A 12,767-nucleotide genomic window follows, 5' to 3' on the forward strand; every position below is an offset into this window, starting at 1 on the left:
AACGGACTGGTATGATTGACCCCGGGGACCTCGACGTGACGCTGGTGGACGGCTACGTCGACGAACCCGCTCACTTCGGCGTGCCGCCGTACATCTCGACGTATCCGCGGTACACCGCGGGCGGACTCGTCGACGCGGGGGTGCCGGCGGAGCAGGTGACCTACCACACCATCGACGAACTGCGCGACGACCGGTCGAAGTGGCGCGACGTGGCCGACGCCGACCTCTTCGTCTACATCGGCGGGATGACCGTCCCGGGCAAGTACGTGGGCGGGACGCCGGCGGAACCGGACGAGGTGAAGGAGATGGCCTGGACCGCTGAGGGGACGAGCCTCATGGGCGGTCCGGTGAAGTTCGGCGTCGGCGACGAGAACGCCGGCGGGACCGAGACCGAGCGCGACGACCTCGACTTCGACTTCGTGGCGAAAGGCGACGTGGAGGCGGCGGCACACGACCTCGTCGCCAGCGGCCTGGAGGGCTTCGGGAACCGCATGCGCGACAACGAGGAGATAGACCGCTGGGCCGCGAAGGGAGCGTTCGTCGTCGAACAGCACCCGAACCATCCCGAGTATCTCATCTGCGAGATGGAGACCTCGCGGGGCTGTCCGTACCGCTGTTCGTTCTGCACGGAACCGCTGTACGGCAACCCCTCCTTCCGCCGGCCCGACTCGGTCGTCGCGGAGGTCGAGAGCCTCTACGACCGCGGCGCGCGCCACTTCCGTCTCGGTCGACAGGCGGACATCCTCGCGTACGGCGGCGACGGCGAGAAGCCGAACCCGGACGCGCTACGCGACCTCTACGGCGGTATCCGGGAGGTCGCCCCCGACCTCGAGACGCTGCATCTCGACAACATGAACCCCATCACGGTCGTCGAGTGGCCGGACCTCGCCCGGGAGGGTATCCGGGTCATCGCCGAACACAACACGCCCGGCGACACCGCCGCCTTCGGCCTGGAGTCGGCCGACCCCCTCGTCCAGGAGGAGAACAACCTCAACGTCACGGCAGAGGAGTGCTTCCGGGCGGTGAAGATAGTCAACGAGGAAGCGGGCTGGCGGCCCGGAGAGGACCCCGATGCCCACCGCGCCTCGATTGCGAGCGGGGAAGCCGCGAACGACGTCCCCACCCCCGGTCCGGACGCCGCGAACCGACTGCCGAAACTCCTGCCGGGTATCAACCTGCTGCACGGATTGAAGGGCGAGCGCGAGGAGACGTTCGAACACAACAAGCAGTTCCTCGACCGGGTCTACGACGCCGGTCTGACGTTGCGCCGGGTGAACATCCGGCAGGTGATGGCGTTCGACGGGACGGAGATGAGCGACGTGGGCGCGGACATCGCCAGGGACCACAAGAAGCTGTTCAAGCAGTACAAGCAGGAGGTCCGCGAGGAGATCGACAATCCGATGCTCCAGCGGGTCGCCCCGGCGGGGACAGTGCTTCCGGACGTCCACCTCGAGTACCACCAGGACGGCCGGACGTTCGGTCGCCAGCTCGGTACCTATCCGCTGCTCGTCGGTATCCCCGGCGAGCGCGAACTCGGACGGACCGTGGACGTGGCGGTCGTCGACCACGGGTATCGCTCCGTCACTGGCGTTCCCTACCCGCTCGACGTGAACAGCGCGTCGATGGACGAACTCACCGCCATCCCGGGGCTGGGACGCCAGCGCGCCGGGAACATCCTCGTCGACCGGCCGTACGAGTCCCCGGAGGAACTCGCCGACGTGGTGGACGTGGACCTCTCGAAGTTCGCTCGCGCGGACGCGAGTCCGAGCAAGGAACGGAGCGGAGCGAAGTGAACGCGTCCGCCCGCGGAACTCGGGAGTGCAGATGTTTCGAAGGCAGTTGCCTCGGCGTGCGAGGCGCGGAGCGCTCGACGAAAGGGGTGGTAGAACCGCGAGCGTCGTAGACGCGAGGACGCTCGACGAAGTAAAAGGGTCGTCTCTAGAACTCTTCTTCGATGATCTCGCCCACCGCGAAGTTGGACTTGACTTCCGTGATCTCGACTTTCACGCGCTCCCCGATTTCGGCACCGGGAACGATGATGACGTAGCCGCGTTCGACGCGCGCGATGCCGTCTCCCTGTTTGCCGATGTCCTCTATCTCGACGTACCGGACCTCGCCGGACTCGACCGGCGGCTGCGGTTCCGAGGAGACGGACTCGTCGCTGGCGCTGTTCTCGGTGTCGGTAGACTCGGTCTCCGTCTCGCGGGAGATGAGTGCGACCCGGTAGGTCTCGCCCGGTTCTACAGACCCTGTATCGATCTCTCGGCGCGGCACCGAGACGACGTACTCGTCGCCTTTGGTAGTAACGTCAGCACTGAACAGACACAGGAGTTTATCAGAGATTTCCAATGGTCGTAGACCTCCAGTCGAAACCAAGTAGTCAACCATTAAAGAAGTATCGACGCTCGCCGTCCCGAACTCCCGCGAACGGGAGTCGACCGATGGAACCGGCTCGGAAGCCGTAACGCCCCGTCAGAAGCCCTTGCCGAGCAGTTCGCGGGCGATGATGTTCTTCTGAATCTCCGTGGTCCCCTCGTATATCTGGGTGATCTTGGCGTCCCGGTAGAACCGCTCGACGTCGAAGTCGTTGACGTACCCCGAGCCACCGTGAATCTGGACCGCCTCGTCGGCGACTTCGACGGCGATGCGGGAGGCGTACTCCTTGGCCATCGAGGCGAGCTGCGTGAGGTCGCCGTCCTCGTTCTCGACGCTCCAGGCGGACTTGTACGTCAGGTTGCGCGCGGCCTCCGTCTGCGTGTGCATCTCAGCGAGCTTGTGCTGGATGGCCTGGAACTCGCTGATGGACTTGCCGAACTGCTCACGCTGCTGGGCGTAGTCGAGCGCGCGTTCGCAGGCTCCCTTGGCGATGCCGACGCCCTGGGCCGCGACGGAGGTTCGCGTCTCGTCGAAAAACTGCATGAGCTGGAGAAAGCCCATCCCGCGCGTTCCGATGAGGTTCTCCTCGGGGACGCGCACGTCGTCGAAGATGAGTTCCGCCGTGTCGCTGGCGCGGATGCCGAGCTTGCCCGTTATCTTGTCGGCCTCGAAGCCGTCGCGGTCTGACTCGACGATGATCTGGGAGAACCCGGAGTAGCGGTCCTCGGCCTCGGGTTCGGTCTGGCACATGACGACGAAGTAGTCGCCGACGGACCCGTTCGTGATCCACATCTTGTTGCCGTTGATGACCCACTCGTCGCCGTCTTTCTCGGCGGACGTCGAGACCGAGGAGACGTCCGACCCCGTGTCGGGTTCGCTGATGGCGGTGCCCATGATGGCCTCGCCCTCCGCGATGGGGGTGAGGTACTCCTCTTTCTGTGTTTCCGTCCCGAACTCGATGATTGCGTCCGCGCCGAAGGCGGTGCTCGTGATGCAGAGTCCGATGCCGGGGTCGACCGCGAACAGCTCCTCGGTGATGATCGCGGTTTCGAGCGGCGAGTAGCCGGCGCCGCCGTACTCGACGGGGATGTTCGCTCCGGTGAGTCCCATCTTCGCCGCCTCGTCGATTATCTCCCAGGGGTACTTCTCCTCTTGGTCGTACTCCTTCGCGATGGGTTCTACCTCGTTCTCCGCGAAGCGCCGCACCTCGTCGCGGATGGCCTGTTGTTCCTCTGTCAGTCCGAAGTCCATGTCACGACGTTACGGGGCCACAGATAAATCGTTTTGTAACCGTGGATAAACTCACCGAGAGTTTGTCGTTGGCGATAAAGAAACGTTGAAACGCCCCCATGTTGAGCATTCGCGCATGGAGCTAGACGATATCAACACCATAACGGTTCTCGGTGCAGGGAACATGGGCCACGGCATCGCCGAAGTCGCGGCGCTGGCCGGCTACGACGTCAACCTGCGGGACGTCAAGGAGGAGTTCGTCGAGAACGGCTACGACCAGATCGAGTGGAGTCTGGGTAAACTCGCGGAGAGAGACCAGATCAGCGAGTCGGAGGCCGACGCCGCGCTCGACCGGGTCACGCCGCTGGTCGACCTCGAAGAGGCGGTCGCGGACGCGGACTTCGTCGTCGAGGCGGTGCCGGAGAAGATGGACATCAAGAAGGAGGTGTACGACGAACTGGAGGAGTACGCCCCCGACCGGACCGTCTTCGCCACGAACACGTCCAGCCTCTCGATCACCGAACTGTCGGAGGTCACCGAGCGTCCCGAGCAGTTCTGCGGGATGCACTTCTTCAACCCGCCGGTCCGGATGCAGCTCGTCGAGGTCATCACCGGCGCGCACACCGACGAGGAGACGCTCGACCTCACCGAGCAACTCGCCGAGGACATGGGCAAGACGCCCGTCCGTGTTCGCAAGGACAGCCCCGGATTCATCGTCAACCGAGTGCTCGTCCCCCTGATGAACGAGGCGGCGTGGATGGTCGAGTCCGGCGATGCCACGGTCGCCGAGGTCGACAGCGCTACGAAGTTCGACATGGGCCTGCCGATGGGGAGCTTCGAACTCGCGGACCAGGTCGGCATCGACGTGGGCTATCACGTCCTCGAGTACATGAACGACGTGCTCGGTGACGCCTACGAGCCCTGCCCCCTGCTGGCAGAGAAAGTCGAAGCGGGAGACCTCGGCAAGAAAACCGGCGAAGGATTTTACGACTACGAGGACGGCGGCGCCGACGTCCCGACGGACGCCGGTAGCGAAGACATCGTCCTCCGCCTGCAGGCCATGATGGCCAACGAGGTCGCGAAGCTCGTCGGCGGCGACGTCGCGCCCGCCGACGAGGTGGACGAGGCCGTGATGCTCGGCGCCGGCTTCCCGGAGGGACCGGCCAAGATGGCCGACAACGCAGGACTGGCGACCTTGCTGGAGACGCTCGAAGAACTGTCCGAGGAGACCGGCGCGGACCGCTACGTGCCCGCCGACTATCTCCGCGAGCGCGCCGAGGCGGGCGGTTTCTACGACGACGAGAGCGACGACGGCCGGACCGAGTACGAGACCATCCGCGTCGAGCGCGACGGCGACGTCGCGAACGTCGTCCTCGACCGACCGCACCGCATGAACACCGTCAGCGAGCAGTTGCTCGACGAACTCGGCGACGCCGTCGACGACCTCGGCGCGGACGACGACGTGCGCGCCCTGCTTCTCACGGGCGAAGGTGGGAAGGCCTTCTCCGCGGGCGCGGACGTCCAGAGCATGGCGGCGGGCGGCGGCGACCCGCTCTCCGCCGTCGAACTCTCGCGGAAGGGCCAGGAGACGTTCGGCAAGCTGGAGACGTGTCCGATGCCGGTCGTCGCGGCCATCGACGGCTACTGTCTCGGCGGCGGCATGGAGATGGCGACCTGCGCCGACCTCCGTATCGCCACCGAGCGCTCGGAACTGGGACAGCCCGAACACGACCTCGGCCTGCTCCCCGGATGGGGCGGCACCCAGCGCCTCCAGCACATCGTCGGCGAGGGTCGCGCGAAGGAGATAATCTTCACCGCCGACCGCTTCGACCCCGAGACGATGGAAGACTACGGCTTCCTCAACGAGGTCGTCGCGAACGACGAGTTCGAGGACCGCGCGTGGGAACTCGCCCGCGACCTCGCCGCCGGTCCGCCCATCGCCCAGAAGTACACCAAGCGCGCGATGCTGAAGGGCTGGGAGGACACCGACGCCGGCCTCGAAATCGAGTCCCAGGCGTTCGGTCACCTCATGAGCACCGACGACCTGATGGAGGGCGTCACGGCGTTCATGGGCGACGGTGAGCCGGACTTCCAGGGCAAGTAAGCGAAGCGAACGCCGCCGGACGTCCGGCGAACGTCGTCAGAGAACGCTCTGACGGAAGCGAACCGGACTTCCAGGGCAAGTGAGGACCGCGCCGCGGCCGTGACTCGGCTCGCTGTCGCGGACTCGAAGGGAAATGCTCGCTCGAAACGCCTCTCGCGTGGGAACCGTTGACGGCCGATTCGGGCGCTGTCGGGCGAAGACGGAAGGTTTAAACTAATCTGGGCGGAATCAGGAGATGCGTTGGCTCCGTTGGTGTAGTCCGGCCAATCATTTCGGCCTTTCGAGCCGATGACCTGGGTTCAAATCCCAGACGGAGCATCCAAACTCCACGCCTTCTTGCGGTTATCTGGCCGTGCCAGGAAGAAATACGAGCAATGCTCACGGCCAATACGGTAAATCGGAAGACACACCCCGACGCTGTACTGCGATTCCATAGGTGTAATGCCAATTACAGTAATCGCCAGACAACGGAGGGACAAGGATGAAAACCGTCGAAGGCATCCCTCTCGTTCCAAGCCCGAGTCGAGAACTGCTGAACGAGCGGCAGTTACTCGATTACGAGACCCATCGAGAGGAGATCTTGCAATGGCTGCTCGCATTCGGAAAGCATCCCGACCGAGCAGAAGGATACAGTTCGAGCACAATCGAGAACGACGCCTATCGTCTCGACAAGTTCTATCGCTGGGTCTGGCAGCATCACGAGGACAGCTACACGACCACGATAACGACCGAACACGCAGACGAGTACCTCAAACAGTTGGCCTACGACGATACGAGTAACAACCACAAGTCCAACTGCCTGAAAGCGCTCAAACGGCTCTTCAAATGGAAACGACACGAGCGAGGCGGAGAGGACTGGGAGCCGGACTTCACGTTCAACACGGGAAACAGTGCGAACAAACCCCGGGATTACCTCACGAAACACGAGCGCTCCCGCATCAGGGAGGCTGCTCTGGAGTATGGCTCGATTCCAGCGTATAACGATCTCTCGCCTGAGGAACGAGACAAGTGGAAGGCCTACCTCGCGCAGCGCTTTGACAAGCCAAAGTCCGAGGTGAAGCCAGACGACTGGAAGCGAGCAAACGGCTGGAAAGTCCCGTCCATCGTGTGGGTGTCCCTTGATGCTGGTCTCCGTCCTGTCGAGGTCGAACGAGCAGTCACCTCTTGGGTGGACATCGAGAATCAAGTCCTTCGTATCCCGAAGGAACAGTCTTCGAAAAATCGAGAGAACTGGATAGTCGGACTACAGGAGAAGACAGCGACGATGCTCGACCGATGGCTGACTGAGCGCGAGCAGTATCCCAAGTACACCCACACGGACAAACTCTGGTTGACTCGCCAGGGGAATCCCTATCAGTCCCAGTCGCTCCGATACATCCTCAAGCGGCTCTGTGAGATAGCCGAGATACCTGTTGAGAACAGACAGATGAGCTGGTATGCTATCAGGCACTCGGTCGGGACGTACATGACGCGAGAGGAAGATCTCGCCGCTGCTCAGGCTCAGCTTCGTCATCAGTCTGAGCAGACGACGATGAAATACGACCGGACACCTGTCGAAGACAGAATGGACGCGCTATATAGAATGGGATAACCTAATGGAATAACTCGTCTCCTCAATCATTACATTCTTATTGTATGTTTTCTACCTTCCAATAACTAAATGCCAAGTCCAAAGAACGAAGATGAAGGCCTTGATGATGAACTGTATGAAATAGAAAACCTATCTCTCCCTGTTCTCAGAAGCAGATTAGGCCGGCTTTCATTTGAGGAATTAGCGGAACAATGGGAGAACGCACCTCCTGAAACTCGCCGAAGAATGTCGCATGCACTTGATAATGAAATTGTAGAAAATCTGCGAACAAGCAATCAGAATTATAAGATATATGGCAAGCTAAAGAAAAGCTCTAAAGACGATGCTGAAAATCCCGAGGATGAGCAGAGAATTCCAAAGAAAGACTACCTGGACTATCAACTTAGTCGAATCCATCGGGAAAAGATAGAGGATGAACTTGACCAAATCCGCTTAAGCATCCAACAGTACTTTGAATCCTCTCAAGAACGTTCACAAAAACGGAGGCAAGAGAACGTTTATGTTCTAGTTGCACTTGGTATTATCAGTGGTTTTCTCACTTATTATCCTAAATTCAATATTGGCTCATCTCCCTTTGGCCTGGTAGCTACTGGAAGCGCTATTGCCTCTGCATTCTTCCTATTTATTAAGCTGAATACAGTTGGGAACAGTCCGCGAGAAGGCAGACTTGATAAGATCGCAGATGTGGCGTTCCGAGTTGCTGCCTCCGGAATATTTGTCATCGGCGTAGGAGCGATTTTGGTGACTACGTTTAGTGAGCAGATATCACAGATACCTACGGTGGCAGCTCAAATTCTTACGTTAATACTTACAGTACTCATGACTGCCTTCTCGTGGTATAACAAGATGAAGCAAATTTCTGATACTCCAGTCACGTTCAATGCTGTTCAAGATGCTATGTTCTCACTTGCTTCTAACGATGAAGAAGGAGACACACAAAGCCTTGAAGATTTAATCCAGATGATAGAGGAATATAAAAAGCATGCTAGCACTGAGGAAAGTCTTGTAAAGCTGAAACAGAGAGCAGAACAGATTGAAGGATTTAGTAATTCACAGATGAAAGAGATAACAGAGACTCTTGATGACTTAATTGAGGAGAAGTCTAAGGAAACGAAGACTGAGGAGGAACTTCGTGAAATGAGAATGGCAGAGCTCGATGAAGAACGAGAGTCGTATCGTGAAAGAGTCCAAGAGTTGATGGAGAAGTCAGATTAGTAGTCTAGAAGTTTTAAGGAATTGCTGATAGAGTTCCGGAAGAGGCGTGTTTCATCGCCGTTATCACCATACCTCGTGGTATTAGAATATATCACTAGAAATCTGCCCGATAGACTGGCGTTTCACGGCCCGAGGATGCCGTTTTCGACGGCTTCAACCGCCGTTATGGGTGTTTTCGTGTGTGGGCGTCATGATTGCTCCAATTCTGTTTTCCATCTGATGCCGACGTTGTCAGTCCCTGAGGCTGGAGCATTGCTGAATTTGATTTCAAGCGCTTCGTAGTTCCCATCATTGTCGTCGTCAACAGGATAGATCTCGATAGGAGAGGCATCTACAGCGTCACTTGAGACGGGGGTGGCTTCAGCGTGTATCCGACTTCGAGAGCTCGGGCTCTGTGCAAGACCATGACTTGAGACGACGAAAGTAGTCGAAGCTCCGTCGCCACTGAAAGTAGACGCATCCGTATTCTTGGTGAGCCAACCGAGGTTATCACGCTCAGTCGTACTAATGCCTGAGAGGTCCAGTGCTCGCGTCTTATTCCCCTTGAGGTCGTTGCCAAGTATCAAGTTGTTATCTGACGTCCCGTACTCGATGATACCGTAGGTCTGGGTCTTGCTCCCTGTCGAATGAGTGTCTGTAGACTGCACTCCTGCGATAATGACCTGCTCTGAATCGTGTATACCGTAGCCTCCATAGCTCCCTTGGTCATCGAAGTCATTGTTGATGGCCCTACCTCCTATTATCCGAATTTCCTGCGAAGAGTCGATAAGGTACCCGTGTTCCACCATTCCCGACACCTTGCACTCTTCAAAGCTTATGTCGGCTGCGTTGCTCACGTTGACTGTCCTGCTGTGAACGTCTAATCCCTCGAAATTACAGCCGACGAACCGCTTGTGCTCTGTTCTGAAGGTATTGCCATCATCACCTATGAACAGCGGATAGTTCGCGTGGTCAACGAGATCGACGTTATGGAAGCGCATCACTCCGGCCTTGGTATTGAACAGACTGAGCCCAGTATCCCCACACAACGAAATCACCGAGTTCTTAACGATAATCTCGTTTCCGGAGCCAGTGATGTCTACCCCGTTGTTGTTCATATCGACTATCCGCAGGTTGTCCATCGTGAGCTTGAAGATATTATCCGCATTGACGAAGATGCCAGTATAGCCCTGATTCATCCTGATATCTTCGAGTTGGACCATGTTAGCCGACTGCCCGACGTAGATATGGTTCCCAGACTGGCTATCTGCATCACCGAAGAAAATGAGATTCTTGATGAGGACATCGTCAACTCCTGCAGAGACGACAAGACCATTCGTGCCAGCGTCTGGTTGGAGTTCAGCTCCTTGTTCTCCAACTACCCCCGTTTTCGAGTGGTCGATTTTAATCTCAGAGCTGACTTGGTACTTTCCAGAGCGGATATAGACGGTGCCGGGCCTATCACCAAGCAAATCCAGCACAGTTTGCAGAACTTCTGAGAAGCTCCCTACGAACTCCTCCAGCTGCGTTTCCGCATTAAGAGCTCTAACACTCCCCTCTCGCTCATAAATGATATACCGAGCAGGCAATTGGAACGCCTCGACCGAGATCTCCGTAGTATCAGCCAGGAACTGGTTGCCTTCCACCAACTTCTGTTCCTCAGGAGATTCAGCCATAGCTACTCACCTCCCTGTAAGAACTGCCCGGTCATATTGACCGAGACGAGCAGGATGCGATAGACTTCACTGTCTTCTCCACTCGTATTCTCTATCTCGACCTCCCAGTTTGGGGGAATCGCAGGGTCACGGAACGAGCGCTGCTGAGTATTCGTGACTTCCGAATAGAACATGCGCTGGGTAAACGATGCAGCGTCCGTCTTGAGCCGCTGAGTGAGCGTGTATTCAGCTGGAGGCTCGTCTACTTGTCCACCGTCGATGAACGTGAGGACGTGCGTAGCTCGGCGTGAGTCGACGCTGAACTTGACTGACTCTCCATCGTTCAGTTGGACCTCCTCGCCTGTAATATCGAGCAGCCCTGGTGGTATGTCGTGTGTGGAGATGCCAAAGCGCTCGAATCTATCCAATATGTCGGGACCGATGTATGGGGATACGTTCTGATTCATGGTACTAAACGGACTTCGTCAGCAGAACGGTGAGATTGTAAGACCGTACTATCCAGTTCGCTCGTCGACTCGAACGTTCACAGCGTAGTTCGTGCTTGATGAGCCAGCGTTAGAGATCTTGATGGCGTACTCCTTGGTCGCGCCAGCTTCGTGGACTGGCTCCTCGAAGGAACCTTCGTCAACATCACTGCCGACGAAAGATGCGACAGTCTGAGCATTACTGCCATCGTGGTCTCGAACTTCGACAGTGAACGTGTTCGACTCTCCTGCCGTAATTCGGAGGCGACCGAGCTGGGCTTGCTTGTCTGATTCGACTATAACGAGGTCGCCTGCCGACGGAGCGGTCTGATTGGTGCTTCTGTACTTCTTCTCGTACTGGGATTCGCGTTCCTTCTGAGTCATTTGATGGGTGTCTATTCAGTTAGTCAGCGACCGAGTCTGCGGTCCACTGAGCTGTCTCACTGCCCCTGCCTCCTCCCATGCATCGGGGAGATTGATGACGACGCTATCAGTGACCGGCCCATAGCCGACGGTCTTCACAGTACTGTCCTCAAGAGCAGTCTTCTCGATGAGTTTGTCCTGCCGCGTTTTGTCGGTCACTGGGGCAGTCCGATACGTCCGTCCGAGCACGTTCAGTGTCGGATCTACACTCCGCTGAGTGGATTCATTGTAGAAGCCGAACTCCACAGGACTGTAGTCGCCTCCACTGAACGCCACGGTTTCAAGAGCGCTCGAAGGGCTATCGTAGTCCAGTTCTTTGCCCGGATAGTATCCGTATTCGTCTCCGTTCTTAGCATCAGCTTCGTTCGTCCACGTCCATCCGGGCAGGGTTTCAGTACTGACTTTCGGATACACACGAACGTCGTCTTCTAAGACGCTGAACGAGAAATGAGTCAATAGCCACGGGTTCTCGTTCGTCCCGATGCTGGCAAGATCTCGTCCGTTCGCATTGTGAAGTCGACTATAATCAAGGCCACTCTGAGGCCCTATTGGTCCTTGTTCGTTACCCTTGCTGTCGTAGAGGTCGAGCGGCTTGTAGCGAACGTCTTCCCATGCCTGTACTTCGAAGAAGACAACATCGAACTCCATCAACCGCTGAGTACTCTTGTTCAGCTTGACGTTCTCGATATTCCGGGGGAAGGTCAGTGCCAGATGGCTCCCTTCATCAAGGAGTTCAGCCTGAATAGACTGATTGCTCTGTATCTCTTTCATTGATTATCTCAGAACGAGCTTTCGAGCGTGCCGTGTCTGATAGCGTTGTCGTAGTTGACGATGTTCACGCCGAGCAGCGGCCACTCGATAGCGTTGGTACTCGTAGCGATGCCGGACACCTTCACATCAGCACCGTCCTCAATCCAGTAGACGTTCGACGTCTCGACGTGATGCTGGGAGCCACTACCGAGCTGCTTCCCGACGATCTCGGGCATCCGTCCTCCGACCCCGTCGTTCTGACCGATACTGACAGACTGGAGAACTTCGGGATTCTTCGTCGTCTCAACACCGAACAGGACCATCGACTGCTCGTCAGAAGGAACGGAGTACGTTGAGTTGCTCGCCGCCGAGCCGAATCCAGGGGCGAGGTCGAACTCCCCGGTATTGCTCGGAGTGAACTCGTAATCCGAAGGACTTCCACCGAACGACTGGGGCAGAATCGGCTCGATTACGAAGTCAGACGACGTGTTCGCGTCAGCGTGAGACTGGATGTTCCCGCCACCGTCACGCTTCTCTTTGACGAGCTGGAGAACAGCAGCGTAGACGATGGGCTGTGCCTGTGTGAACTGGTCATAGACAAAGGGACCAAGTTCAGCGCTGACACGAGTGGCCATCTGGTTATACATCTGGTCAAGGAGAGCTCGCTCGTTTAGCTCGCCACTGAGGATTTTGAACGAGTTGTTCTCAGTGGCATCAGCCAGCTTCTGCCGCTTGGTGCTCCCCATTTGGGGACTTAGCGACTGAATATCGTCTTCAGAGACTCTGATTCTCGACTTTTTCGTATAGGGGTCTTCGAGGAACTGGAGACCATTTCCTGCTTCTATGTCTTGTCTACTTTCTCTTGGCATACCAAATGCCTCATTCATCTATATGTTCCCCTACATTAATAAATCAGGCATTCGTACAGTCTATTGGGTTTTAGTCCTATGGGTTTGAAG

11 protein-coding genes and 1 tRNA gene are annotated in these 12,767 nt (G+C 57.6%); 5 read left to right on the forward strand and 7 right to left on the reverse strand.

Annotated elements, in window-relative coordinates; translation table 11 throughout:
• Nucleotides 1-11 precede the first annotated feature (11 nt).
• Nucleotides 12-1,793 carry a radical SAM protein gene (locus tag ACTF4R_RS00150; RefSeq protein ID WP_440005281.1) on the forward strand — a complete coding sequence of 594 codons (1,782 nt, stop codon included), beginning with the start codon at nt 12-14 and terminating at the stop codon, nt 1,791-1,793.
• Nucleotides 1,794-1,938: 145 nt separating this feature from the next.
• Here ACTF4R_RS00150 and ACTF4R_RS00155 read toward each other — a convergent pair whose 3' ends face one another.
• Both ACTF4R_RS00155 and ACTF4R_RS00160 read right to left on the reverse strand, forming a co-directional pair.
• The gene (locus ACTF4R_RS00155; protein ID WP_440005283.1) at nt 1,939-2,349 is read right to left on the reverse strand and encodes a TRAM domain-containing protein; all 411 of its coding nucleotides are present in this window, start codon (nt 2,347-2,349) and stop codon (nt 1,939-1,941) included.
• A gap of 123 nt (nt 2,350-2,472) precedes the next feature.
• Nucleotides 2,473-3,627 (reverse strand): acyl-CoA dehydrogenase family protein, encoded by a 1,155-nt coding sequence (locus ACTF4R_RS00160; RefSeq protein ID WP_440005285.1) that lies wholly within the window; start codon nt 3,625-3,627, stop codon nt 2,473-2,475.
• Nucleotides 3,628-3,742: 115 nt separating this feature from the next.
• Between ACTF4R_RS00160 and ACTF4R_RS00165 the strand changes: the two genes are divergently transcribed.
• The 4 genes from ACTF4R_RS00165 (at nt 3,743) to ACTF4R_RS00180 (ending at nt 8,516) form a co-directional block, all read left to right on the forward strand.
• Complete coding sequence (locus ACTF4R_RS00165) at nt 3,743-5,710, forward strand: 3-hydroxyacyl-CoA dehydrogenase/enoyl-CoA hydratase family protein (protein ID WP_440005287.1); 1,968 nt, start codon at nt 3,743-3,745, stop codon at nt 5,708-5,710.
• Between the two features lie 243 nt (nt 5,711-5,953).
• A tRNA-Glu gene (locus tag ACTF4R_RS00170) sits at nt 5,954-6,028 on the forward strand.
• A 163-nt stretch (nt 6,029-6,191) separates the two neighbouring features.
• On the forward strand, nt 6,192-7,301 hold the full coding sequence (locus ACTF4R_RS00175) for a tyrosine-type recombinase/integrase (RefSeq protein ID WP_440005289.1): 1,110 nt from the start codon (nt 6,192-6,194) through the stop codon (nt 7,299-7,301).
• 69 nt (nt 7,302-7,370) lie between these two features.
• Nucleotides 7,371-8,516, forward strand: a complete 1,146-nt coding sequence (locus ACTF4R_RS00180; protein WP_440005291.1) for a hypothetical protein — start codon at nt 7,371-7,373, stop codon at nt 8,514-8,516.
• 188 nt (nt 8,517-8,704) lie between these two features.
• On the opposite strand, the gene ACTF4R_RS00185 is transcribed toward ACTF4R_RS00180, so the two are convergent.
• The 5 genes from ACTF4R_RS00185 to ACTF4R_RS00205 are packed head-to-tail and all read right to left on the reverse strand — an operon-like array spanning nt 8,705 to nt 12,695.
• Nucleotides 8,705-10,171: a right-handed parallel beta-helix repeat-containing protein gene (locus ACTF4R_RS00185; RefSeq protein ID WP_440005292.1), complete on the reverse strand. Its 1,467-nt coding sequence runs from the start codon at nt 10,169-10,171 to the stop codon at nt 8,705-8,707.
• Between the two features lie 2 nt (nt 10,172-10,173).
• On the reverse strand, nt 10,174-10,617 hold the full coding sequence (locus tag ACTF4R_RS00190; protein ID WP_440005294.1) for a hypothetical protein: 444 nt from the start codon (nt 10,615-10,617) through the stop codon (nt 10,174-10,176).
• A gap of 48 nt (nt 10,618-10,665) precedes the next feature.
• Nucleotides 10,666-11,019: a hypothetical protein gene (locus ACTF4R_RS00195; protein ID WP_440005296.1), complete on the reverse strand. Its 354-nt coding sequence runs from the start codon at nt 11,017-11,019 to the stop codon at nt 10,666-10,668.
• 15 nt (nt 11,020-11,034) lie between these two features.
• A complete protein-coding gene (locus tag ACTF4R_RS00200; RefSeq protein ID WP_440005298.1) occupies nt 11,035-11,829 on the reverse strand; it encodes a hypothetical protein in 795 nt (264 codons plus the stop codon).
• An 8-nt stretch (nt 11,830-11,837) separates the two neighbouring features.
• Entirely contained in the window at nt 11,838-12,695 is an 858-nt protein-coding gene (locus ACTF4R_RS00205) for a hypothetical protein (protein WP_440005300.1), read from the reverse strand.
• Nucleotides 12,696-12,767 lie beyond the last annotated feature (72 nt).

The sequence above is a fragment of the Halomicrococcus pelagicus genome, from assembly GCF_051917725.1.
GTDB lineage: Archaea > Halobacteriota > Halobacteria > Halobacteriales > Haladaptataceae > Halomicrococcus.

Excerpts from the sequence above, each read along its gene's own strand:
- ACTF4R_RS00185 (WP_440005292.1), bottom strand. The coding sequence starts at position 10,171 with ATGGCTGAATCTCCTGAGGAACAGAAGTTGGTGGAAGGCAACCAGTTC.
- ACTF4R_RS00160 (WP_440005285.1), bottom strand. The coding sequence starts at position 3,627 with ATGGACTTCGGACTGACAGAGGAACAACAGGCCATCCGCGACGAGGTG.
- ACTF4R_RS00180 (WP_440005291.1), top strand. The coding sequence starts at position 7,371 with ATGCCAAGTCCAAAGAACGAAGATGAAGGCCTTGATGATGAACTGTAT.
- ACTF4R_RS00195 (WP_440005296.1), bottom strand. The coding sequence starts at position 11,019 with ATGACTCAGAAGGAACGCGAATCCCAGTACGAGAAGAAGTACAGAAGC.
- ACTF4R_RS00175 (WP_440005289.1), top strand. The coding sequence starts at position 6,192 with ATGAAAACCGTCGAAGGCATCCCTCTCGTTCCAAGCCCGAGTCGAGAA.
- ACTF4R_RS00190 (WP_440005294.1), bottom strand. The coding sequence starts at position 10,617 with ATGAATCAGAACGTATCCCCATACATCGGTCCCGACATATTGGATAGA.
- ACTF4R_RS00150 (WP_440005281.1), top strand. The coding sequence starts at position 12 with ATGATTGACCCCGGGGACCTCGACGTGACGCTGGTGGACGGCTACGTC.
- ACTF4R_RS00205 (WP_440005300.1), bottom strand. The coding sequence starts at position 12,695 with ATGAATGAGGCATTTGGTATGCCAAGAGAAAGTAGACAAGACATAGAA.
- ACTF4R_RS00165 (WP_440005287.1), top strand. The coding sequence starts at position 3,743 with ATGGAGCTAGACGATATCAACACCATAACGGTTCTCGGTGCAGGGAAC.
- ACTF4R_RS00200 (WP_440005298.1), bottom strand. The coding sequence starts at position 11,829 with ATGAAAGAGATACAGAGCAATCAGTCTATTCAGGCTGAACTCCTTGAT.